The sequence below is a fragment of the Sporosarcina jeotgali genome (assembly GCF_033304595.1).
GTDB lineage: Bacteria > Bacillota > Bacilli > Bacillales_A > Planococcaceae > Sporosarcina > Sporosarcina jeotgali.
On sequence record NZ_CP116341.1, the window covers coordinates 2,230,841 to 2,254,192 of the forward strand.

The following is a 23,352-nucleotide window of genomic DNA, read 5'->3' on the forward strand; positions in this document are numbered from 1 at the left end:
AGCCCTCCATTCGTGTACCAATCAGTTACCCTCATCATATCATACCTAATCCATTATTCTGGTCTTCAGAACTGACTGTGGATGAAAAAATGACCTTTGCGGCTAAGCAAAGGTCATTTCTTAAGACTCCTCTTTTACATAGACAGTCCAACCATGCTGCTCTCTTAGATGGTTGGCTGAAGTCTCGGCATCTGATTTAGATTGAAATACCCCGGTTACTAAACGAAATTTCCTGCTGGAGTTCAACTCTAATGCTTGACTGGAATTCAGTTTAAGCTGGTAATAGTCGATGATTGCATCAGCGATTGCTTGGCCTTGTGCTTTTAACATCAGTGGATTTCTGAGTGCTTCTATATCTGTCCGGGAATCCATAAATCCTCCTTCGATGAGGACTGCCGGCATTTTGGTTTCGCGCAGAACATGCAAGTTTTTCTTTCGTACCCCTCGATCTCGCAACCCCATCGCACGGACAAGTCCCGGTTGAATGAGCAGCGCAAGTTCATTCGCCTTTGAGTTCGAATTGTTCCCTTCAAACATAAAGGTCTCCACACCGCCCCAATCGCCCCAAACACCGGTATTCGCATTGTGATGAAGAGATACATAGACATCTGCATTCCATGCATTCGCATGGTCTGTACGTATTTTCAGCGGGACGTCTGTCCTGCCTGTTGGATCATCCACTCGCAGCAGTTCCACTTCTTCATACAGTTTCAGTTTCGACTTTGCTGCTAAAAGGACTGCATTGTTAAACGTCCATTCTTTCTCGCCATCAGGAGTTTGTTTTCCTGCTGTTTGTAAACCATGCCCTGCATCGAGTACGATTTTCACCATTTTCTATTCTCCTTTCAACTGTTAGTACATAGATCATCATTTATATAGGCTTCTGATAACTAAAGAGATATAGAAAATAAAAAATCCCGTGCACTTAAATGAAGAAGTGTACGGGACCGTGTATTGATTAACCGATAGAACCTTCCATCTCGAACTTAATGAGACGGTTCATTTCTACGGCATATTCCATTGGAAGTTCTTTTGTAAATGGTTCGATGAAGCCCATAACGATCATTTCAGTCGCTTCTTGTTCTGAAATACCGCGGCTCATCAAGTAGAAGAGCTGCTCTTCAGAGACTTTAGAAACTTTTGCTTCGTGTTCAAGCGAAATGTTATCGTTTAGGATTTCGTTGTATGGAATCGTATCTGATGTCGATTTGTCATCCATGATGAGCGTATCACACTCGATGTTGGCGCGAGCGCCTTCCGCTTTACGTCCGAAGTGAACGATTCCGCGGTACGTTACTTTACCGCCATGCTGTGAAATGGACTTCGATACAATCGTAGAAGATGTATTCGGAGCCAAGTGCATCATTTTTGCACCCGCATCTTGGTGCTGTCCTTTACCTGCAATGGCAATTGACAATGTCATACCGCGTGCGCCTTCACCTTTAAGGATGACAGCAGGGTATTTCATCGTTAACTTCGAACCAATGTTGCCATCGATCCATTCCATTGTTGCGTTCGCATCACATACTGCACGCTTCGTAACTAGGTTGTATACGTTATTCGCCCAGTTTTGAATTGTTGTATAACGGCAGTAAGCGTCTTTTTTGATGATGATTTCAACTACTGCACTGTGAAGTGAGTTTGTAGTATAAACAGGAGCTGTACAGCCTTCTACGTAGTGAACGCTTGCGCCTTCGTCTACGATGATGAGCGTACGCTCGAATTGTCCCATGTTCTCTGAGTTAATGCGGAAATACGCTTGCAGCGGAGTTTCCACTTTAACGCCAGGAGGAACATAGATGAAAGATCCGCCTGACCAAACTGCTGAGTTGAGTGCAGCAAATTTGTTATCAGAGTTCGGAATTACTGTACCAAAGTATTTCTTGAACAGTTCTTCGTTTTCACGAAGTGCAGAATCTGTATCCTTAAATACAATTCCTAAATCCGTAAGTTCTTGCTTCATGTTGTGGTAAACCACTTCTGACTCATACTGTGCAGAAACACCTGCAAGGTATTTTTGTTCAGCTTCAGGAATACCAAGTTTGTCAAACGTGCGCTTGATTTCTTCTGGTACTTCATCCCATGAAGTTTCTGTTGCTTCAGATGGTTTTACGTAATACGTAATTTCATCGAAGTTCAACGAATTTAAGTCTCCGCCCCATTGTGGCATTGGCTTGCTGTAGAACAAGTCCAAAGACTTCAAACGGTAATTCAACATCCATTCCGGTTCTTCTTTCATACGTGAGATTTCTTCAACAATTTCTTTCGTCAATCCACGTTCTGAACGGAATACGGATACGTCTTTGTCATGGAAACCGTATTTGTAATCGCCAATTTCAGGCATCTTTTTAGCCATTTGATAGTCCTCCTTCGTTCTATTATTCAGAATCGCTCGCGATTCCTTTCTCCATTGCTTTCCATGGCAGAGTTGCACATTTTATACGTGCAGGGAATTTAGCGACCCCTGTCAACGCTTCTATATCACCAAAATCCATAGAATCATCGATATCTTTACCTAACATCATATCTGAAAAGGCATGAGCTGCAGTGACGGCATCTTCTGTATTCTTTCCTTTGATAAGCTGCGTCATCATAGAAGCGGATGCCATTGAAATCGAACATCCTTCTCCTTCAAACTTAGCATCCTTAACGATGTCGTCTTCAACCTGCAGTGTTAAGTGAATCACATCACCGCAAGTTGGGTTATTCATATCGATTGTAACATTGCTGCTTTCAAGAACTCCTTTGTTGCGAGGAGTTTTATAATGATCCATAATGACCGAGCGATACAGCTGATCCAGTTTTTCGTTTCCCATTATTGAAAATACTCCTTTGCCATGCGAAGGCCTTCAACAAGACGGTCCACATCTTCTTTCGTGTTGTAGAGATAGAAGCTGGCACGTGCTGTTGCAGATACATCCAGCCATTTCATAAGAGGCTGGCAGCAATGGTGTCCGGCACGGACTGCAACACCATTCATATCTAACACAGTTGCTAAATCGTGAGGATGAACGCCGTCAAGATTGAAAGTAACAATGCCTGCACGCTTGCTTGAATCCCGCGGGCCGTAGATTTCAAGACCTTCAACAGTCTTCATTTGTTCCATTGCATAGGCAACCAGTTCGTGCTCATGCTTTTCGATGTTATCGAGTCCAACGGATTCAATATAATCGATGGCAGCAGCCATTCCAATTGCCCCTGCAATGATTGGGGTTCCGCCTTCGAATTTCCAAGGCAGCTCTTTCCAAGTTGAATCATAAAGCCCTACGAAGTCGATCATCTCACCGCCGAATTCAACAGGCTCCATTTCATTCAGCAGCGCTTTTTTACCGTAGAGCGCGCCGATACCTGTCGGACCGCACAGCTTATGGCCAGAAAACGCGAGGAAATCACAGTCCAAATCTTGGACATCCAGCCTTAAGTGAGGAGCTGCTTGAGCTGCGTCCACCACCATGACCGCATTGTGCGCATGAGCAATTTCTGTGATTTCTTTAATTGGATTCATCGTTCCCAAAACGTTGGAGACATACATCATCGAAACAATCTTTGTACGATCTGTCATAGCATCGCTCACTTTTTCAAGTGACAGCGTGCCATCTTCTTCAAGATCGATGTATTTCAGGACAGCTCCAGTCGCTTTCGCCAGCTGCTGCCAAGGAATGATATTCGAGTGATGCTCCATATATGTGATAAGAATTTCATCACCTTCACCGATGTTGGCACGGCCATAGCTTTGAGCAACTAAATTCAAGGCAGTCGTCGTACCGCGAGTAAAGACGATTTCTTCGGTTGATGAAGCATTTAAGAACTTACGCACAGTTTCCCGTGCACCTTCATAACCTTCAGTCGCTCGATTCCCAAGTGTGTGAACACCTCGGTGAACGTTCGCATTGTCATTTTGATAGTAGTCAGCCAGCGCCTCAATCACTTGACGCGGCTTCTGTGAAGTTGCCGCACTGTCAAGGTATACAAGGGGATAACCGTTTACTTCTTGGTCGAGTATTGGAAAATCTTTGCGAATGTCTTTGTTCAGCATCAGCGCACTTTCCTTTCAATGACCTCCGTCAACTGTTTCTTGACGCCTTCAATCGGCAATTTGCTGACAACCGGCTCAAGGAAACCATGGATGACGAGGCGTTCTGCTTCCTGCTTCGAAATTCCGCGGCTCATCAAGTAGAACAACTGAAGCGGATCTACACGTCCAACAGAAGCGGCGTGTCCTGCAGTTACATCGTCTTCGTCAATAAGTAGAATTGGGTTGGCATCTCCACGAGCTTTTTCGCTTAACATAAGTACTCTTGACTCTTGTTCCGCATTTGAACGTGTTGCGCCTTTTTCAATTTTACCAATTCCGTTAAAGATAGAGGAAGCAGCATCTTTCATAACGCCGTGTTTTAATATGTGACCTTCTGTATCAAGTCCCCAGTGGACAATTTCAGAAGTGAAGTTTTGTTTTTGTGAACCGCGTCCAACTACAACAGATTTCATGTCACAGCGTGAGCCGTTTCCAACCAAGTGAGTCAAGTTGTCTGAAATCGTATCGCTGTCATTCATCAAGCCAAGTGCCCAGTCAATGCGGCTATCACGGCCTGCAATTCCACGGCGGTTTACATACGTTGTAAATCCTTCAGCAAGTACATCCACTGCGCCATAAGTAACGACAGCATTATCACCTGTGAATACTTCAGAAACAATATTTGCAAGTCCTTCAGCGTGAGGAACTGTAGAAAGATAGTTCTCAACGTAAGTGACAGCACTGTTCGCTTCTGCGACTACAATTACGTGATTGAAAAGAGATGCTTGAGCATCATCATGTAAAAACAGCACTTGGATCGGCTGCTTCACTTCTACGTTTTTCGGCACGTATACAAATACGCCGCCATTCATGAGTGCTGCGTGGAATGCAGTGAGGCGGTGCTCGTCCACTTTAACGCCATCCGCCATGAAGTATTTCTTTACAAGATCGCTATGTTCACGAGAAGCCGTGAAAATATCTGTCAAAATAACGCCTTGCTCTTTCAATTCATCCGATAGCGATAAATAAGCAGGTGTGTTGTTATGCTGAACATAAATATTTTTTTGGTTTTCTGCGTCAACTAGTGATTTTGCATCGTCTGGAAGTTGGCTAAGGTTCTCGTATACAGTGCTTTCAACAGCATGTACAGGGAACTCAGTGAAATTCCATTTATCAATCTTAGTTTTGTCTGGTTTCGGCATTGGAAGTGACTCTACTTTGTTTAGCGCTTCCAAGCGGAGATCGGTTAACCAGCTCGCTTCCCCCGTAGATGCGGAATAAGAGCGGACGTCTTCTCCGGTCAATGCCAATTTAGTTTCAACCGTCATGTTCAATCGTCCTCCCTCTTACGCTTCTTGTTCAACCGTCTCTTCTTCGATCCCTAACTCTTCTTTAATCCAGTCGTAGCCTTGTTCTTCCAGTTTACGAGCAAGTTCTGCTCCGCCAGATTTCACAACGCGGCCTTGCATCATCACGTGTACGTGATCAGGTGTGATGTAGTTTAACAAACGCTGATAGTGAGTAATGATCAAGCAGCCGAAGTCTTCGCCGCGCATTTCGTTGATGCCCGTTGAAACGATACGCAACGCGTCGATATCAAGTCCGGAATCGATTTCGTCCAGGATTGCGAACTTAGGTTTCAACATCATAAGCTGAAGAATTTCGTTACGCTTTTTCTCTCCGCCTGAGAATCCTTCGTTCAAGTAGCGAGTTGCCATATCTTCGTCCATTTCAAGAACTTCCATTTTGCTGTCGAGTTCGCGGATGAACTTCATCAATGAAATTTCGTCGCCTTCTTCGCGTCGTGCGTTAATGCCTGAGCGAAGGAAGTCAGCGTTTGTTACGCCTGTAATTTCACTTGGGTATTGCATGCCCAGGAACAATCCGGCTTTCGCACGTTCGTCCACTTCCATTTCAAGAACTTCTTCTCCATCAAGAAGAACAGAACCTGATGTTACTTCGTATTTTGGATGACCCATGATTGCAGACGCGAGCGTAGATTTACCTGTTCCGTTCGGTCCCATGATTGCATGGATTTCATTTGTGTTGATTGTTAAATTGACACCTTTAAGTATTTCTTTGTCTTCGATTGAAACATGAAGATCTTTGATTTCCAAAGTAGCCATTCCAATACCTCCAGTATGCTTAAGATGAATTTTATCATCTTCTATTTATCATCATTCTAATCTTATCCTATATACGTAGTACTTGCAAATCATTAAGAATGATTATAATTAATCAAAGAAACCTTCCATTTACTCGGTTTTTTCCACTTACTTTCATTTTCAATTGATGTATTGTCAATGAGAATTTATCACGGCCTGTTCACAAACTGTATCTGCTGATTTAGTTTATTAAACATAGATATTCTCATCTATTCTTTCATTCTTTATAGAAACCAAAAGCGCGCCATCCTCTAAAGTAATAGAAGATTGACGCGCTGCTAATGAACGTTTGCTTATTTAGATAGTTTTGCAGATGTGCCGTCTTTTGAAAAACTGTCGACCACGATGGCAAGTGCCCCGTCGCCTGTAACGTTGGTTGCAGTACCGAAGCTGTCTTGTGCCATGTATAAGGCAATCATGAGCGCAACCATAGACTCGTCAAAGCCCAGCATGGAAGCCAATAGACCTGTTGCTGCGACTACTGCCCCGCCTGGTACTCCTGGCGCCGCAATCATTGTAATTCCTAACATGAAGATGAAGCCAAGATAGGCAACAAAGCTAATTGGCATATCGTTCATGAGCATGACTCCGATTGAACAAGATACAAGTGTAATGGTGCTGCCTGATAAGTGAATGGTCGCAAACAACGGAATCGTAAAGTCCGTAACTCGTGCAGATGCACCTGTTTGCTTCGCTTGACGCAGCGTTACAGGAATCGTTGCCGCTGAAGATTGAGTACCCACCGCTGTGAAATAAGCGGGAGCCATAATCTTCATCAGACGGAACGGGTTCCGCTGCGATACTGCCCCTGCAACTGTGTATTGCAATGTGAGCATAATCAAATGAAGAATGATGATCATCACAAAGACGAAAATGAAAATCGAAAGTACTTTTGCCACTTCGCCAGTATAGGTCATATTTAAGAAAATCCCGAAAATATGAATTGGTAAAAGAGGAATAATGATGACTGAAATCACTTTTTCAATAATTACATTCAATTCTTCAAACATACTAAGCATTGTTTTGCTGCCAATTGCGGCCATTCCAATCCCCAATACAAATGCAAGAAGCAATGCCGTCATAACCCCCATGAGAGGTGTCATTTCCAGATCGAAGAACGCAGTTGCCGCCTCTTTCGCAGTTTCTAATCGATTTGCTGCCTAACCCGCTTATGTATCCTGGCAGTATGCTGGTTGCTGCAAAGAATGCAAGAATTCCTGCGATGATTGTTGATGTATACGCAAATAATGTCGCAAGACCAAGCAGCTTCCCAGACCCTTTACCAAGTTTTGCAATTCCCGGTGCGATGAATGCCAAAATAATTAATGGAACTACAAAGTTAAGGAATCCCCCAAAGATCATGTTAAATGTTGCGAAGAAGCGCGTGAAGCCTTTTGCAAACCCTTCACCAATCATAGGTGTTAAATAACCAAGCCCCACTGCAAGGGCGATCGCTATAACAATACGCCAAATCAGTCCTATTTTAAATTTCAATTTCCAAACTCCTTTCGTGCGTTGAATTAGTAAAACTCTTTCCATCATACATGAAAACGCTTTAAAAAAGTATGAACCTTTATGAACATTTTCCATAAAAAAAACCTCTCATTTTGAAAAAAAAATGAGAGGTTTCTTCTATTATTTAGTGACAGGTACAACGGACCCTTTCCACTTATCGAGGATGAAGTCTTGGATTTCTTTCGAAGTCAGGACTTCACCAAGTGCTTTAATCGCTGGTTTGTCTTCATCACCTGTATTAACTGCGATAATGTTTACGTACGGAGAGTCTGATTCTTCAAGTGCGATTGAATCTTCCATCGGATTGATGCCTGCGTCAATTGCATAGTTTGAGTTGATGAGAACTGCATCGCCTTCTTCACTATCATACATTTGCGGAAGAAGTGCTGCTTCGTAGTTCGCATCGAATTGAATGTTTTTAGGGTTATCCACAATGTCTTTCACTTCAGCTTTAGTTTTATCCACACCGTCTTTTAGCTTGATAAGACCTTCTGCTTCAAGCATTGCAAGAACACGGCCATGGTCTGCGACTGAGTTACTGATTAGGATTGTAGCGCCTTCAGGAAGTTCGTCCAGCGATTTGTATTTCTTAGAATAGACACCGATAGGCTCGATATGAATGCTGCCTGCGTTTGTGAAGTCATATCCGTGGTCTGCAATTTGTGTTTCCATGTAAGGGATGTGCTGGAAGTAGTTCGCGTCCAGGTCTCCGGAGTCCAGGTCTTGGTTCGGAAGTACGTAGTCCTGATACGGTTCGATTTCTAAGTCATAGCCTTTTTCTTTCAACAATGGCTTTGCTTCTTCTAGGATTTCTGCGTGTGGAACGTTTGAAGCACCGACTTTGATGACTTTCGAGTCTTCATCAGAACCGCCTGCGCTTCCGTTTTTGTCGTCTTTGGCTCCGCATGCTGCAAGTGCTAATACAAGTACCGCTAGTAAAATTCCAGTTAAAAACTTTTTCATCCATTCCACTTCCCTTTTCTGATTTTTTAGTGACTTTGTTGCTAATACATGATCCGTTGATTGAAGTGTAAGGCGGCGACTCCTGCGGAATCAGCGAAGACCGAAGACCCCGCAGGAAGCGCAGCGACCGAGGAGGCTGAGTTCGAGCCCGCGGAAAGCGTCCGCCTGCAACGTAAATCAACACCGTCCATAACCAAAGTCATTATATAGTAGACAGGCACGCCTGTTTTTCCCTGGATTATCGTTTGTCTAATCTTTTGACGGCGAAGTCTCCTGCGAATTGCAGGATGAAGACGACGACTAGGATTAAGACGGTTGAAACGAGAGTAACGTCTTCACGGCTTCGCTGGAATCCGTCTAGAAAAGCGAGTGTTCCAAGTCCTCCGGCACCGATAATTCCTGCCATTGCTGTGTAGCCTACCAGTGCAATCGCAGTAACTGTGATCCCTGAGATTAAAGCGGGCATCGATTCTGGCAATAATACTTTGAAGATGATGGTTGAGGTTTTTGCTCCCATTGAGCGTGCTGCCTCCAGTACACCTTTATCGATTTCAGTCAGCGCAATCAAGACCATTCTTCCGTAAAATGGTGCGGCTCCTATAATCAATGCCGGCATTGCTGCTTCCGGTCCGCGAATTGTGCCGAGCAGGAATTTCGTGAAAGGAATAAGCAGGATGATCAAAATGATAAATGGAATCGACCGGAAGATATTAACGATCGAGCCAGTCAGCAAATTCACGAGTTTGTTAGCCCATATATGACCAGGTGCAGTTAGGAACAATAGAATTCCAAGTGCGAGTCCGATAATGAATGTGAATACGGTGGAGACTGCGGTCATATAAAGGGTTTCTACAGTTGCATCCCACATTTTTGCCCAGTCGACGTTCGGGAAATAGGTTTCAATCATTTCTCAAACACCTCCGTTTGAACACCTTGTTCATGTAAGTATTGAATCGCATTTGTAATGGCTTCGGGGTCCCCTGTCAGTTGTAAAATCAGCGTCCCGTATGCACCGCCGCGAGTTTGCGAGATGTTCCCTTGAAGAATGCTGACATCCACTGGATACTCTCTTATTAAACTAGCGAGGACAGGCTGCTCAGTGCGTTCTCCGACAAATGCTAGTTTGACGAGGGTGCCGTCCGGATAATCCTGATGCATGAGTGACATCACTTTCTTCGCATCTTCCGGTTCCGTCACTTGTGAAACAAATCGTTTGGTAATCGGTTCTTTAGGTGACTGGAAGAGCTGCAGTACGTCTCCTGTTTCTACAACGCGTCCCGCTTCCATTACTGCGACCTCATGACAGATTTTCCGGATGACGTGCATTTCGTGCGTGATGAGGACAATTGTTAATCCGAGACGTTCGTTAATGCTTGTCAGCAAGTCTAGTATTGCGTCCGTCGTTTCTGGATCAAGTGCTGACGTGGCTTCATCACATAAGAGTACTTCTGGGTCGTTTGCAAGTGCCCGGGCAATCCCGACACGCTGTTTCTGGCCGCCTGATAATTGCGATGGATAAGCATTTTCACGTCCTGCTAATCCTACAAGCTCTATCAGTTCAGATGCTTTTTTCTCTCGCTCTGCTTTGTTAACACCTGCTATTTCTAACGGAAAAATGATGTTTTCTTTAACGGTGCGAGACCAAAGTAAATTGAAATGCTGGAAGATCATACTGATTTTTTGCCGGGCTTGGCGGAGTTCTTTTCCGCCGATGGATGAGATCTTACGTCCATTGACTTCGACCGATCCGTCTGTTGGCTGTTCCAGTCCGTTCAGCAAGCGGATCAATGTACTTTTCCCGGCACCGCTGTATCCGATAATGCCGTATATCTTTCCTTCTTCAATTGTAAGGTTAACTCCGTCAACTGCAGTAATTGCAGTGCTTGAGGTCCCAAATCGTTTGTTGACATTTGCTAATTGAATCATTCGACACCCACCTCACTGCTTTTCATTCTGTCCATGATTGTTTGCAATTAAAAAATAAAAACGCCTTCCTGCAGATTCACAGAAAGGCGTACGCATTAAAATTCATGGCGTTCATCCGATCTCTCATCTTTCAAAGCAAATGCTTTGTGTGACTTGGCACCATTTCAAGTTTATTGACGGTTGCCGGGCTTCGCAGGGTACTCCCCTCCACCTCTCTGTATAAGAGTCAGTTATTCAATTGGTTGCTATTAGTTATACCATAGCGATTTAGGAGTGTCAACTAAGCTTTTCGAGAATATTTTGAACCGATTGAAAGGCATAGACTTTCTCAAGTGACTTTCCTTTACGCTTAATGAGCAAGCACGGGACACTTTCAATCTGGTATTCTGCTGCAAGTTCTTCAACATAGTTCAAATTGGCTTTTCCAATCGGAACATCAGGCTTCAATTCTGTTACGACATTCAATATTTTGCTGGCCACTGCACACGTTCCGCATAGCGGTGTATACAAATAGAATGCCGTAAGCTCTTCTCGATCAGCGAGTTCTTTCCACTCACTATATGTCCATTCATTCATACCTATCACCTTCACTCTATTTCAAAAGAAAATATAAAAGACGCCGGATCAGCGGCGTCTTGAGGTTTTATTCTCCGACAGTCATTTTGTCGTAGTCTTCAGGAGTCATAAGCTCTTCGAGTTCAGCCGGCTTCGTTGCTTCCACAACGACCATCCAAGCACCCTCGTAAGGAGATTCGTTGACTAGCTCGGGGCTGTCCTCTAAATCTTCGTTTACTTCAACGACTTTACCGCTGATTGGTGCATATAGTTCTGAAACTGTTTTTACAGATTCAACACTGCCGAATGGCTCGTCTGATTTTAATTCGTCGCCAACTGATGGCAATTCAACGAACACGATATCACCAAGCTCAGATTGTGCAAAGTGTGTAATACCAATTCGGTATTTACCGTCTTCTTCTTTAACCCATTCGTGCTCTTCAGAATACTTCAAACCTTGTGGTGTGCTCATTCTTTACCCCTCCAACAGTTAATTGTTATGTCTAATTCTATTTTGCCACAGGTACCTTTGAAAGACAAGAAATGAAGTTAAGCCTTCCACGTTTCTGCGAAAGTCTCTTCGTTGAAGCCTACTGTGGTCGTTTTACCATCTGTCACCAGAGGACGCTTAATGAGCATACCGTCAGATGCCAGCAATTTAATTTGTTCATCCTCACTCATAGTCGCAAGTTTGTCTTTCAATCCAAGTTCACGATATTTCATGCCGCTCGTATTGAAGAACTTCTTCAACGGCAACTGTGAACTTGTGATGATTTCTTTCAATGCTTGTTCGCTCGGCGGCTGTTCAGCGATGTTCGATGCTTCGTATGGAATCTCATTTTCTTTCAGCCACTTTTCAGCCTTTTTACATGTTGTACATTTTGGATAGCCATAATAGTGCAGTCCCAATACAGTCACCCCCATTGGTTCCATTTTACCACAAAAACATCCAGACTACTTAAATTGCAGTCTGGATGGGAATATACGTATTAAACTACATATTTAGCAGCATCGATAAGCTTGACGGATGCTTCACGCTTCTTCGCAATTACGTTGTAAGGGTTCGAACGAGTCAACTTGCGCAATGCGGAGATCATCATGCGCTGGTTATCTCCGTCCACTGCTGCGTATAGTGTTTCTTTTGCATCACGTTCGATTGCAGCGAATGCTTCTTGACAGAAAATCTCGGTGTACAAGATTTTTTGCTGTTCTTTTTCCGCACCGTTTTTCGCGACTGCTTTTTCAGTACGCAGGAGCGCAGATTCCATTGCAAAGATGTTGTTCGCAATATCCGCAATGTTTACAAGGACTTCTTGTTCTTCTTCTAGCTTCGTACCGTAACGCTGTGCAGCTAATCCAGCAGCCAGCAGACCGATTTTCTTCGCATTTTTCACTAGAACTTTTTCTTGTTCAAGCGGTGCATCGCCGATTTCTTCCGGCATCATCATAAGAAGCTCTTCTTGAAGTGCTTGAGCTTGTTGCAGCAATGGCAACTCGCCTTTCAATGCTTTCTTCATGAATGTTCCCGGAACGATCATGCGGTTGATTTCGTTTGTTCCTTCGAAGATTCGGTTGATACGTGAATCGCGGTATGCGCGCTCCACTTCGTATTCAGCCATGAAACCATATCCGCCGTGTAATTGAACCGCTTCGTCAACGATATAATCGAGTGTCTCAGAACCGACAACTTTGTTGATAGAACATTCAATTGCATACTCAGCAATTGCTGCTGCAATCGCTTTTCCGTCTTTTTGCTGTTCAGCAGTCATCTGGCTTTGACGCTGCTCGAAATAACCAACTGTACGGTAAATCAAGCTTTCCGTCGCATATAGCTGGGACGCCATTGTTGCAATCTTTTCTTTCGTCAAGTTGAACGATGAAATCGGCGTATTGAATTGCTTACGCTCATTTGAATACGAAATCGCAAGTTCAAGCGCACGCTTCGATCCGCCAACTGTACCGACTCCAAGCTTGTAGCGGCCAATGTTCAAAATGTTGAAAGCGATGATGTGGCCGCGGCCGACTTCACCAAGCAAGTTCTCAACAGGCACTTCAGCGTCAGACAAGATCAATGTACGTGTAGATGAAGACTTGATACCCATCTTTTTCTCTTCCGCTCCAACAGAAACGCCAGGGAATTCGCGTTCTACGATGAATGCAGAGAACTTATCACCGTCGATTTTCGCATAGACAACGAATACATCCGCAAATCCAGCGTTCGTGATCCACTGCTTTTCACCATTCAATACGTAGTGAGTACCCGCTGCGTTCAACTTCGCAGTCGTTTTAGCTCCAAGAGCATCTGATCCTGAACCTGGCTCAGTTAACGCGTATGCAGAAATTTTGTCTCCTGCTACAGAGTTCGGCAAGTATTTCTTCTTTTGCTCTTCATTACCGAACAATACGATTGGAAGCGTACCGATTCCAACGTGTGCACCGTGAGTGATTGAGAATCCGCCTGCTACTGCAAGTTTTTCTGAGATTAATGCAGATGAGATTTTATCCAATCCCAGGCCGTCATATTCTTCAGGAACATCTGCGCCTAGAAGGCCCAGATCCCCGGCAGATTTAAGAAGTTTTACGGAATGCTCAAATTCATGATTTTCCAACTTATCCACAACTGGAAGCACTTCGTTTTTCACGTAGTCTTCCGCAGTTTTCGCGATCATCTTCTGCTCGTCAGAAAAGTCTTCAGGAGTGAATACGCGATCCGGTGTAATGTCTTCAGTTAAAAACGCTCCGCCTTTAATTAGCTCATTTGTCGTAGTCTCAGTCATTTCTAGTTCCTCCTCTATTTTACGTTCCTAGTTTGCTTATAATAATTCAAACACGCCAGCTGCGCCCATTCCGCCGCCGATACACATCGTAACGACACCGAATTGCTTGCCTTGACGCTTCAGTTCACTCATCATACGCACCGTCAAAATCGTACCTGTAGCACCAAGCGGGTGACCGAGTGCAATTGCACCGCCATTCACATTCACTTTGCTTGTGTCCAGCTTCAATTCACGGATGACTTGAAGCGATTGGGATGCGAATGCTTCGTTCAATTCCCATACGTCAATATCTTCAATCGATAGTCCAGCGATTTTCAGGGCCTTAGGAATCGCAGCGATCGGTCCGATTCCCATAATTTCAGGTGGTACGCCTGCTACTGCAAACGAACGGAACTTCGCGATTGGCGTAAGCCCTTCCGCCACAGCTTTTTCGCGATCCATGACCAGTACAGATGCTGCTCCGTCAGACGTTTGTGAAGCATTACCGGCAGTAACGGTTCCTGTTACGGAGAATGCAGGACGCAGTTTCGCCAGGATTTCAGTAGTCGTACCGCGACGCACGCCTTCATCCATCGAAAACGTCTCTTTTTTCTCTGCGAATTTCCCATTGCTGTCGACATATCCTTTTGTAAATTCGACTGGGACAATTTCGTCATCGAACTTTCCAGCGTCAATCGCCGCTGCTGCACGACGATGGGATTCAACCGCAAACGCATCTTGGTCGTCACGGCTGATTCCATATTTTACGGCAACTTGCTCGGCAGTATGCCCCATTCCCATGTAATATTCAGGTGCTTCTTCAGCAAGCTTTGCATTCGGGCGAACGGTATTGCCCATCATTGGAACCATACTCATAGATTCTGCACCGCCTGCTAGGATGGCTTCAGAGTGTCCGAGCATGATCCGCTCAGCTGCATACGCAATGGACTGGAGTCCTGATGAACAAAACCGGTTAATCGTAATCGCTGGTGTCGTGTCTGGCAATCCCGCCAGTGCACCGATGTTACGCGCCATATTCATGCCTTGTTCTGCTTCTGGCATTGCGCAGCCGATGATCAGGTCTTCAATCGGACCGTCATAACCTCCTGCGCGTTTTAGTGTTTCTTTTATAGTAAGAGCTCCTAGATCATCTGGTCGGACTGTCGCAAGCGATCCTCTGCCTGCCTTGCCGACCGGTGTGCGGGAACCCGCTACGATTACTGCTTCACGCATTGTATTTCCTCCTCTAAAAGTTCTGATTCATCAGTTACGCAATGGTTTGCCTTTGACAAGCATGTGCTGCATACGTGCTTGTGACTTCGGCTCTGCTACAAGGCTCAAGAACGCTTCCCGCTCTAAGTCCAGCAAGTACTGCTCATCGACTAGTGTGCCGTATGGCAGTTTCCCTCCAGCCAATACATATGCGAGTTTCTTCGCAATCTTCATATCATGATCGCTGATGAACCCTGACAAACGCATGCCTTCTGCACCGAGTAATAATGTTGCATAGCCGGTTTCACCAACTACCGGGAATTTCTCATGCTTTGGCGCTTGATAGCCATTGTCATAAAGCGATAGTGCTGCTTGTTTTGCATCATATAAAAGGTGATCCGCGTTGACGCTAATGCCGTCTGCGAAATCGAGGAAGTTGTTTTCACGTGCTTCATCAGCGGAAGTCGACACTTTCGCCATCGCAATGGATTCAAATACGTTGTTTGCGATGTTTTGGTAGTCTACTTGTAGGCCATTCGGCAATCCTTTTAAGTGTTTCAAATACAGACCGACGTTTCCGCCGCCGCCGGGAATGAGGCCGACACCGGCTTCAACAAGCCCGATATACGTTTCCATGGAAGCTTGGATATGAGCCGCTGGCAAGCAGACTTCCGCTCCGCCGCCCAGCGTCATTTGGAACGGTGCAGCAACGACCGGTTTTGAGGAATACTTGATTTTCATCATGGCGTTCTGGAACGTACGCACCACAAAATCGAGTTCGAAGATGTTATCATCCTGCGCTTCCATCAAGATCATTCCGAGGTTTGCACCGACACAGAAGTTCTTTCCTTGGTTGCCGATAACGAGACCTTTGTAATTCTTCTCGACTTCATCCACCGCAAAGTTGATCATTTGCATAATGTCGAGGCCAATCGCATTAGACTGTGAATGGAATTCAAGAAGTGCAATTCCGTCCCCCATGTCGATCAAGCTTGCGCCTGAATTCTTCTTGATGACGCCATGCTTTTTCTTATAGCGCTTCAAGTCGATTACTTTCTCATTAACCGGCACTGGTGAGTACCCTTCCCCGTCAAAGTAGAAGAGCTCATTGTCTTCCTCTTTATAGAACGTTTCGAATCCTTTATCGAGCAAAGATTGAGCGAATGAAGGAATCGTTTCTCCCTGTTCTTTCATCCGTTCGACCGATTTACTCACTCCGATGGCATCCCATACTTCAAACGGCCCCTGCTGCCATCCGAAGCCCCACTTCATCGCATTATCGATGGATACAATTGTATCTGCAATTTTCCTATGCATGTCAGCGGAGTAAAGAAGTGTTGGTGCCAAGATGCTCCAGAGAAGCTCACCTGTGCGATCATCTGCATACACTAATGACTTCACACGATTGCCGAGTCCTTTTTGCTGCTTCGCCATTTCAATTGAAGGCGTTTTCATTTTCTTGACCGGCCCGTATTCAAGCGTCGATGAATCGATCTCGAAGATTTCTTTGCCTTTTTTCACAAAGAATCCTTGCTTCGCTTTAGCACCGATCCAGCCATTGTCGATCATTTTCTTCATGAATTCCGGGAGTTCGAATACCTCTTGCTCTTCTCCTTCAGTCTTGTCGTAGACGTTCTTCGCAACGTGCATGAACGTATCCAGTCCGACGACATCCAGCGTACGGAATGTTGCTGATTTCGGCCGGCCGATTAGAGTACCTGTAACGGAGTCTACTTCCCCCACTGTGTAGCCGCGTTTTTCCATTTCGCGAAGGGTTACCAGAAGTCCGTAAGTTCCAATTCGATTGGCGATGAAGTTCGGTGTGTCTTTAGCTAAAACAACACCTTTTCCAAGTCGATCTTCCCCGAATGACGTCATGAACTCGATGACTTCAGTTGAAGTTGTTTTTGCCGGAATTACCTCAAGCAATTTCAAGTAACGCGGCGGATTGAAGAAATGCGTGCCCAGGAAATGTTTTTGGAAGTCTTCCGAGCGGCCTTCTGCCATAGCATCGATACTAATTCCTGATGTATTTGAAGTGACGATTGTTCCGGGTTTGCGAACAGCGTCGATTTTTTCATATAAGCCCTTTTTAACGTCCAAGTTTTCAACGATAACTTCGATGATCCAGTCCGCGTCTTTCAACTTTTCCAAGTCGTCTTCCAAGTTGCCCGCTTCAATTAAAGCCAGGTTTTTCTTAGAAGTCAGCGGTGCGGGTTTTTGTTTCAGCAGTTTCTGAATGGATCCTGAGACCATTCGATTCCGAACTGCTTTGTGCTCCAGTGTAAGTCCTTTTTTCTCTTCGTCTTCTGTTAGTTTGTTCGGAACAATGTCCAGAAGAAGAACAGGAATCCCAATATTGGCGAGGTGTGCAGCGATTCCAGACCCCATCACGCCAGATCCGATTACAGCTGCTTTCTTAATTTGATAAGCCACGTGAAAATCCTCCCTTTGCTTTTGAATGAATGCTCATTCATTTTGTGGGTAAAAAAAATAGAAACCTTTTCTATGAATCTAAGTGTAGACTATTTCCAGCGTTTTCGCAATATTTAAATCCGAAAAATAATGATTGCCTTCATGCGAAACAAGTTGATAGTCTGAAAGCGCTTTTCATTGTACACTGAGGGTATGAAAGGAGTCGAATATATATGGATTCAATTACAACCGCAAAACAATTCGATGACATTATTAACGAACCATCACGCTCAGTTATTAAATTTCAAGCAGGATGGTGCCCGGACTGTCGAGTGATGGACATGTTCATCGGACCGATTACAGAAGAATACGACCAGTACGATTGGTATGATGTAGACCGCGATGTGCTTCCTGAAATTGCAGAAAAGTATGATGTGATGGGGATTCCAAGCTTACTCATTTTTGAAAACGGAGAGAAAAAAGCGCACTTGCACAGTGCTAATGCAAAATCTCCAGAGCAAGTAACAAGCTTCCTTGAAGGTTTGACAATTTAAACCGTGCCTGCGATTCAACCGGCTGCCTTGCAGTCGGTTATTTTTATGTATTTTTTTGAAAATCAGTTATACTTGAGAAAGGTTAAAGAAAAACTAAGAGGTGCAAAATGAATCCTAATGAAGAAATTGAACAATTGAAAGCGACTATTGCCGAGTATAGAGAAATCATCAAAGAGACATCCGTTCCGATTATTACGTCTATTATTGAAAATACGATCCTGCTTCCGATCGTCGGATATACAGATAAGGAACGGATGGAACGAGTCCGCTCTAAAGTTCTAGAATACGCAGGAGATCATCGGCGCACTGAAGCTGCCGTTTTCGACTTTTCCAGTATCCGTTTAGCTGAAGAGGAAGGATTGGAGATGTTGTCTCTGGAACTGCAGCTTATGCGGTCCGAACTGCAATTGATGGGCATTCGTCCGATAATGGTCGGCTTCACCCCTCCATTTGTTCGTCAATTAGTGAACGCAGGAGTTGCATCCGAGGTAGAATCCTATGCAAACTTCAAATCGGCATTGCAAGTGCTTATGGATGAAAAAGGACTTTCCTTTTCTAGAGCATAAGTAAGGAGGTTTTTGTCATGCCGTTCGTTAAGGAGTTCCAAGGCAGATCGCAATTTGACACTTCCATAGACCCGAAATTCAGATCCTCTGCATGCAGTCCTGTAACCGCTTCTGTGATCATACACGATTTGAATCTCCCTATTTCCAGAGTTCCTGTTAACAAGCTTTACAAGCTATTGGGGACTACTCGAATCGGGTTATTCACGTGGCGTTTCGTTCACAGGCTTGCTAAGTTGCTGGGTGACGGATGGGAAGTTCGGAAGTGTACATTATCTGAAGTATTAGGGGAACTTGAAAACGGCCGTCCCGTTGCTGCGAAATTTGATAAATGGTTTTCATTCAAATGGAGTGGACACTATGAATTTGACTACCACTGGGTCCCTGTTATTGGATACGAAAAAACAGCGGATGATGTGATTCTTGCTATCCATGATAACGGCAGTCCCTCTTCTCCCAGCACTGTGCGCTTTGTGTCCTACCGCAAGAACCAGGAAGTTTTGTCTTTTGTGAAAATCTCACCGAAATTGAAAGGACACTGATTCACTCAGTGTCCTTTTTGTTATGCCACATATTGAATTGCTTGTTTTAACGTTGCAAAGCTTTTGATGGTCCCGAAGTCGAGGCCGAGACCGACCAGCGTTTGTGCGATGGCAGGTGTAACACCGCTAACTACAGGAACAGCCCCGACTAAGGACAGGGATTCAAAGAGAATGAATAATTGCTGTGCAACAAATGTATCCGTTGTTTGAAGTCCAGATAAATCGATAATCAAATACTCAAGATTGAGACGGACTGCTTCCTTTAACACTTTCTCTTGTAACGCTGTGCCTCTATTGAAATCCATGACTCCAATTAGCGGAAGGATAGCGGTCGTATCATTTATTGAGGCAATCGGTACAGAAAGTTCGGCAATTGCAGCTTGTGAAATTTTCAGCATTTCTTTCTCGTAATGGACAAAAGGAAGACTGAAGTAATAGACGACGTCATTGACAATTGTATCGAGTGCCGTTGTAAGTTCATACATATCTTCTGAACTGATTTCGCTGTTAATTCCTTCGTGCTTTAAAACAGTTCCAATATACGCGCGATACTCAGGAACTTCACGCAGCATCATGTCCAATGAGATAATTTCTTTTTTGGCAAAGTGCGTCCCTGCCTCTTGACCCCATTTTTGCAATTGCTCAATTCGCTCTCCATCTTCTAACTTCAATGCATTTGCATATAACTTTACTAGTTCGACACGGGCTGGATAAAGTTCTTCTTCTATCCTCTTCATGATCGGATAGCGATCATTCTGCTGCCTGGTAATCAGCATAGCGAGCTGTTCTGCATTTTCAATAACTTTATCACTTAAACGGATCAATAATTCCTTCATCCAGACTCCTCCTTGTAATTGGTAATAGGTTTGCTGCTTCCAATTGTTTAAGGACTGAGTTCAAACCATATTTCCTTAGATGTGCTTCCGTTTGTTCATTATAATCCGGAATTTCAAGGGACTCTAATGATTTACCTAAATCTACCTCGCAGTGTATGGTTGCGAGTTCTTTAGATAAATGCAGCATCGCCAAGTTGTCCTGTATTTTGTTTTTTTCCGAACTCGTCAGCTTGTCCAGCGAATTGACCACTTCTTCAGCTGTCCCATAAGTTTGAATGAGTTTTAATGCCGTCTTTGGTCCAATCCCTTTGACTCCGGGATACCCATCACTCGTGTCTCCAATGAACGCTTTGTAGTCTATGAATTGGACAGGGGTCATTCCGTAATCATCTATAAAACGCGCTTCTGTGTACACGTCGTAGATGGAATGCCCTTTTTTTGTCAAGGCGATCCGGACAGATGGGGCGAGCAACTGAAGGAGATCTTTATCTCCAGATACAACCGTTACGTCCGCATCCGCTTTCCACGTTTTAACGAGGGAGCCGATTAAATCATCAGCTTCCATGCCTTCAACGCCGTAGTTTTTCCATCCCATGGCTTCTGAAGCCTGACGGGCCATATCGAATTGCGGGACTAACTCTGGGGCAGGCGCAGGGCGATTGGCTTTATAGCCGTCATACATATCATTCCGGAACGTAACAGCCCCCATGTCCCAGCAAACCGCGATATGGGTAGGCTGGAAAAGGTTCGCTGCCGTTAACGTATGTCTTAAAAAACCTTGAACTCCATTTGTGGGGATTCCATCTTCGTTATATTGAAATTGTTTTCGTACAGCTGTCGCAAAAAACGAACGGAATAACAAGGCCATTCCATCAATTAACAATATGTGTGGACGTTCAGCACTCACATGCTCACTCTCCTTCGCAGTTCTTTATCTTATGTACTTATTTCTTCTCTTTATCATACCATGACTTCAAAGTTTAGCACGTTCATTTCTTAAAGGGGGCGCTATTAGATAGGCACTCGTCTAACGCAGCCTGAGCAGTTGTCATAGTATGGGGAGCAGAGTGAAATTCTGAAAGGGGTAAGATTATGAATCCTAACGATTATACCGAGGAACAATGGTTTCCCGAGCTTCCAGATGGATACGTTCAGCAGCCCGGCAGTCAGGAAGATTGGAATGCGACTGCGATGCATGTGAATCCTCATCAAACGGCAGTGAATAACTGGATCCAACCTTCCCAATCAGGTTGGAATCCGTGGCAGAATTCGTCCCGCCATCCACAGCAAAGCTGGCCGGGATGGTCGAACCAGCCAGGATTTCCAGGTCAGTCCGGCTGGCCAGGGCAAGGCGGATGGAACCCGGGTCAGCCTTCCTATCCAGGATCGGGTGGAGGCGGCGGTGGCGGACAGCAGCAAGGACCACCTACTTCAGCCCCCCCTTCCCAAACACCGCAATACCCTGAACAAAGTATGCTGCGCGTAGATCCTGGCGGAATTCGTGGATGCATGTACCGCTTTACGTATGTCTGGACCTCTCGAAGACACGGTTTCTGGTTCTTCCCGACCTTTGTCGGCAGAACGTCAGTTGCAGGATATCAGTGGAGTGATCAGTGGCGACGCTGGGTTTATACTGGGATTGACTTAGATCGCATTGATCAGTTTACTTGTTTTTAACGGAAAGATTATGGTGAGAGAGGGAGACCAGCTGCGGCTGGTCTTTTTTGGGTTGAAATTTGAGAGCTTGAAGGGATAGATTTTAGGGATATGATCACTTTTCGGGATTTATGAGCGCTTTGCCCGGGGTATGATCACTTTTCGGGATTTATGAGCGCTTTGCCCGGGGTATGATCACTTTTCGGGATTTATGAGCACTTGGCCCCGGGGTATGATCACTTTTCGGGATTTATGAGCGCTTTGCCCGGGGTATGAACACCTATCGGGATTTTCACACCATCTACCTGAAACAAAAGACAATACATCTTGCATCCCACTTAGTTATTCTAAAAAAGAGAACTTGAAAAGGAAATGTGTCTAAAAAAACGAAAGAGCGGTTATAGAATGCATGGTTGAAGCAAACAGGAGGTAAGTACCCATGAAGAATCATGTTATTGGAGTATATGAAAATGAGCACCAAGTGACTGATGTTGTGGAAAGCCTAAAAAAGACAGGCTTCACAATTGAGGAAATTTCAGTTATCGCACAAAATACAAGAGATCTATCTGAAATTACACAGGTAGTAAAACCTTCCACTAAGGATGGAGCCATAGCAGGAGCTGTAACTGGGGGAACACTTGGTATAGCAGGCGTAATCGCCGGGCTATCTGCAATTGCGGTTCCCGGGCTTGGCGCTGTGTTGGCAGCAGGCCCTATTCTTTCAACAATTGGAGGAGCCGTGGTAGGCGCCAGATCCGGTGCTGGCGGATTCAAGCATGCGCTTATGGAAATCGGAGTCCCCGATGAGGAAGCCGAACGTTATTCTGAAGACGTTCAGGAGGGTAAGATTCTGGTGTTCGTTCATCCCGAAGAGTAATGCATGTTTTTGAACACATAAAAAAGAAGGCAGCCAAGTTAACCATTGGCTGCCTTCTTACCATTTCACTAAATTGTTTCCAAAATCACCTTATACTTATCCTTGAGTTACACAGTGAACTTTCCGATTTCTCCTTTTAAATCTTCAGCGATGTCGGATAAGTTTTTAGCTGCAGAAGCAACTTCGTCTACTGTTGCTGTTTGCTCTTCCGTCGTTGCCGCAATTTCACCAGAGTGGATTGCTAACTTTTCGTACAATGAAGAGATTTGGTTGATTGAATTCAGTAACGTCCCCATGACACTTTCGACTTCTGTTGAAATCGATGTTGCTTCGTTTGTTTGTTCAGAAACAGATTGGACTGCCTGTAAAATACTTCTGAATGCTTCACCCGCTTCACTCACTAACGAAGTGCCATTTTTCACTGCTTCATATCCATCTGTCATACTATCAACCGTTTGTGAGATGTCTTGTTTGATTTCATTAATCAGCTGACGTATGTGATTTGCCGCGTTACTCGATTCTTCGGCAAGTTTCCGTACTTCATCTGCCACCACCGCAAATCCTTTTCCTGCTTCACCGGCGCGTGCAGATTCAATAGCAGCGTTCAATGCCAGCAAATTGGGTTGTTTCGAAATTGAAGTAATAAAGCCAGAGAATTTTTCGATTTCCGAAGACTTCTCGTGGAGTTCGATAACCGTTTTCTTTGGACTGTCTTGTGTAGTTATTGATTTGTTCCATGCTCTTTTCTATTACTAATATGTTCATTTTCAGTGAAATTCAATTGGGCGGTTCGGTCAATCAC

23 protein-coding genes, 1 pseudogene and 1 riboswitch are annotated in these 23,352 nt (G+C 44.6%); of the genes and pseudogenes, 5 read left to right on the plus strand and 19 right to left on the minus strand.

What is annotated here, in order from left to right:
• Positions 1-120: 120 nt before the first annotated feature.
• The 16 genes and pseudogenes from PGH26_RS11090 to PGH26_RS11165 all read right to left on the minus strand — a co-directional run bounded on the left by PGH26_RS11090 (position 121) and on the right by PGH26_RS11165 (position 17,543).
• A complete protein-coding gene (locus tag PGH26_RS11090) occupies positions 121-831 on the minus strand; it encodes an N-acetylmuramoyl-L-alanine amidase family protein (RefSeq protein ID WP_323691147.1) in 711 nt (236 codons plus the stop codon).
• Between the two features lie 127 nt (positions 832-958).
• Positions 959-2,356 carry a Fe-S cluster assembly protein SufB gene (gene sufB / locus PGH26_RS11095; protein ID WP_323691148.1) on the minus strand — a complete coding sequence of 466 codons (1,398 nt, stop codon included), beginning with the start codon at positions 2,354-2,356 and terminating at the stop codon, positions 959-961.
• Between the two features lie 22 nt (positions 2,357-2,378).
• The gene (sufU, locus tag PGH26_RS11100; RefSeq protein ID WP_025782993.1) at positions 2,379-2,816 is read right to left on the minus strand and encodes a Fe-S cluster assembly sulfur transfer protein SufU; all 438 of its coding nucleotides are present in this window, start codon (positions 2,814-2,816) and stop codon (positions 2,379-2,381) included.
• Positions 2,816-4,036, minus strand: coding sequence for a cysteine desulfurase (locus tag PGH26_RS11105; protein WP_323691149.1), 1,221 nt, complete (start codon positions 4,034-4,036; stop codon positions 2,816-2,818). The genes sufU and PGH26_RS11105 overlap by 1 nt, the downstream gene beginning before the upstream one ends.
• Entirely contained in the window at positions 4,036-5,343 is a 1,308-nt protein-coding gene (gene sufD, locus PGH26_RS11110; protein ID WP_323691150.1) for a Fe-S cluster assembly protein SufD, read from the minus strand. Before sufD ends, PGH26_RS11105 begins: the two co-directional genes overlap by 1 nt.
• 18 nt (positions 5,344-5,361) lie before the next feature.
• A complete protein-coding gene (sufC, locus tag PGH26_RS11115; protein ID WP_431312493.1) occupies positions 5,362-6,141 on the minus strand; it encodes a Fe-S cluster assembly ATPase SufC in 780 nt (259 codons plus the stop codon).
• A 332-nt stretch (positions 6,142-6,473) separates the two neighbouring features.
• A pseudogene (locus tag PGH26_RS11120) lies at positions 6,474-7,719 on the minus strand (dicarboxylate/amino acid:cation symporter).
• 96 nt (positions 7,720-7,815) lie between these two features.
• Positions 7,816-8,658: a MetQ/NlpA family ABC transporter substrate-binding protein gene (locus PGH26_RS11125; RefSeq protein ID WP_323691151.1), complete on the minus strand. Its 843-nt coding sequence runs from the start codon at positions 8,656-8,658 to the stop codon at positions 7,816-7,818.
• A 238-nt stretch (positions 8,659-8,896) separates the two neighbouring features.
• Positions 8,897-9,565, minus strand: coding sequence for a methionine ABC transporter permease (locus PGH26_RS11130; protein ID WP_323691152.1), 669 nt, complete (start codon positions 9,563-9,565; stop codon positions 8,897-8,899).
• Positions 9,562-10,584, minus strand: a complete 1,023-nt coding sequence (locus PGH26_RS11135; protein WP_323691153.1) for a methionine ABC transporter ATP-binding protein — start codon at positions 10,582-10,584, stop codon at positions 9,562-9,564. Before PGH26_RS11135 ends, PGH26_RS11130 begins: the two co-directional genes overlap by 4 nt.
• 120 nt (positions 10,585-10,704) lie before the next feature.
• Positions 10,705-10,810, minus strand: a riboswitch (SAM riboswitch).
• Between the two features lie 50 nt (positions 10,811-10,860).
• Positions 10,861-11,160: a thioredoxin family protein gene (locus PGH26_RS11140; protein WP_323691154.1), complete on the minus strand. Its 300-nt coding sequence runs from the start codon at positions 11,158-11,160 to the stop codon at positions 10,861-10,863.
• Between the two features lie 67 nt (positions 11,161-11,227).
• Complete coding sequence (gene gcvH / locus PGH26_RS11145) at positions 11,228-11,611, minus strand: glycine cleavage system protein GcvH (RefSeq protein WP_323691155.1); 384 nt, start codon at positions 11,609-11,611, stop codon at positions 11,228-11,230.
• Positions 11,612-11,688: 77 nt separating this feature from the next.
• The gene (locus PGH26_RS11150; protein ID WP_323691156.1) at positions 11,689-12,048 is read right to left on the minus strand and encodes an arsenate reductase family protein; all 360 of its coding nucleotides are present in this window, start codon (positions 12,046-12,048) and stop codon (positions 11,689-11,691) included.
• Positions 12,049-12,128: 80 nt separating this feature from the next.
• On the minus strand, positions 12,129-13,916 hold the full coding sequence (locus tag PGH26_RS11155; protein WP_323691157.1) for an acyl-CoA dehydrogenase FadE: 1,788 nt from the start codon (positions 13,914-13,916) through the stop codon (positions 12,129-12,131).
• A 36-nt stretch (positions 13,917-13,952) separates the two neighbouring features.
• Positions 13,953-15,128: an acetyl-CoA C-acetyltransferase gene (locus tag PGH26_RS11160; RefSeq protein WP_323691158.1), complete on the minus strand. Its 1,176-nt coding sequence runs from the start codon at positions 15,126-15,128 to the stop codon at positions 13,953-13,955.
• A gap of 30 nt (positions 15,129-15,158) precedes the next feature.
• On the minus strand, positions 15,159-17,543 hold the full coding sequence (locus PGH26_RS11165) for a 3-hydroxyacyl-CoA dehydrogenase/enoyl-CoA hydratase family protein (RefSeq protein ID WP_323691159.1): 2,385 nt from the start codon (positions 17,541-17,543) through the stop codon (positions 15,159-15,161).
• 212 nt (positions 17,544-17,755) lie between these two features.
• Between PGH26_RS11165 and PGH26_RS11170 the strand changes: the two genes are divergently transcribed.
• The 3 genes from PGH26_RS11170 (at position 17,756) to PGH26_RS11180 (ending at position 19,181) form a co-directional block, all read left to right on the plus strand.
• Entirely contained in the window at positions 17,756-18,076 is a 321-nt protein-coding gene (locus PGH26_RS11170) for a thioredoxin family protein (protein ID WP_323691160.1), read from the plus strand.
• A gap of 107 nt (positions 18,077-18,183) precedes the next feature.
• Positions 18,184-18,642: an STAS domain-containing protein gene (locus PGH26_RS11175; RefSeq protein ID WP_323691161.1), complete on the plus strand. Its 459-nt coding sequence runs from the start codon at positions 18,184-18,186 to the stop codon at positions 18,640-18,642.
• A gap of 17 nt (positions 18,643-18,659) precedes the next feature.
• Positions 18,660-19,181, plus strand: a complete 522-nt coding sequence (locus tag PGH26_RS11180; RefSeq protein ID WP_323691162.1) for a C39 family peptidase — start codon at positions 18,660-18,662, stop codon at positions 19,179-19,181.
• Positions 19,182-19,201: 20 nt separating this feature from the next.
• On the opposite strand, the gene PGH26_RS11185 is transcribed toward PGH26_RS11180, so the two are convergent.
• Together PGH26_RS11185 and PGH26_RS11190 are read right to left on the minus strand one after the other, a co-directional pair.
• On the minus strand, positions 19,202-20,017 hold the full coding sequence (locus tag PGH26_RS11185) for an STAS domain-containing protein (protein ID WP_323691163.1): 816 nt from the start codon (positions 20,015-20,017) through the stop codon (positions 19,202-19,204).
• Positions 19,989-20,924: a 5'-3' exonuclease gene (locus PGH26_RS11190; RefSeq protein WP_323691164.1), complete on the minus strand. Its 936-nt coding sequence runs from the start codon at positions 20,922-20,924 to the stop codon at positions 19,989-19,991. Before PGH26_RS11190 ends, PGH26_RS11185 begins: the two co-directional genes overlap by 29 nt.
• Positions 20,925-21,109: 185 nt before the next feature.
• Between PGH26_RS11190 and PGH26_RS11195 the strand changes: the two genes are divergently transcribed.
• Entirely contained in the window at positions 21,110-21,694 is a 585-nt protein-coding gene (locus PGH26_RS11195) for a hypothetical protein (protein WP_323691165.1), read from the plus strand.
• Positions 21,695-22,112: 418 nt separating this feature from the next.
• On the plus strand, positions 22,113-22,550 hold the full coding sequence (locus PGH26_RS11200) for a general stress protein (RefSeq protein WP_323691166.1): 438 nt from the start codon (positions 22,113-22,115) through the stop codon (positions 22,548-22,550).
• A gap of 107 nt (positions 22,551-22,657) precedes the next feature.
• On the opposite strand, the gene PGH26_RS11205 is transcribed toward PGH26_RS11200, so the two are convergent.
• Complete coding sequence (locus tag PGH26_RS11205; protein WP_323693519.1) at positions 22,658-23,275, minus strand: methyl-accepting chemotaxis protein; 618 nt, start codon at positions 23,273-23,275, stop codon at positions 22,658-22,660.
• Positions 23,276-23,352: the final 77 nt, after the last annotated feature.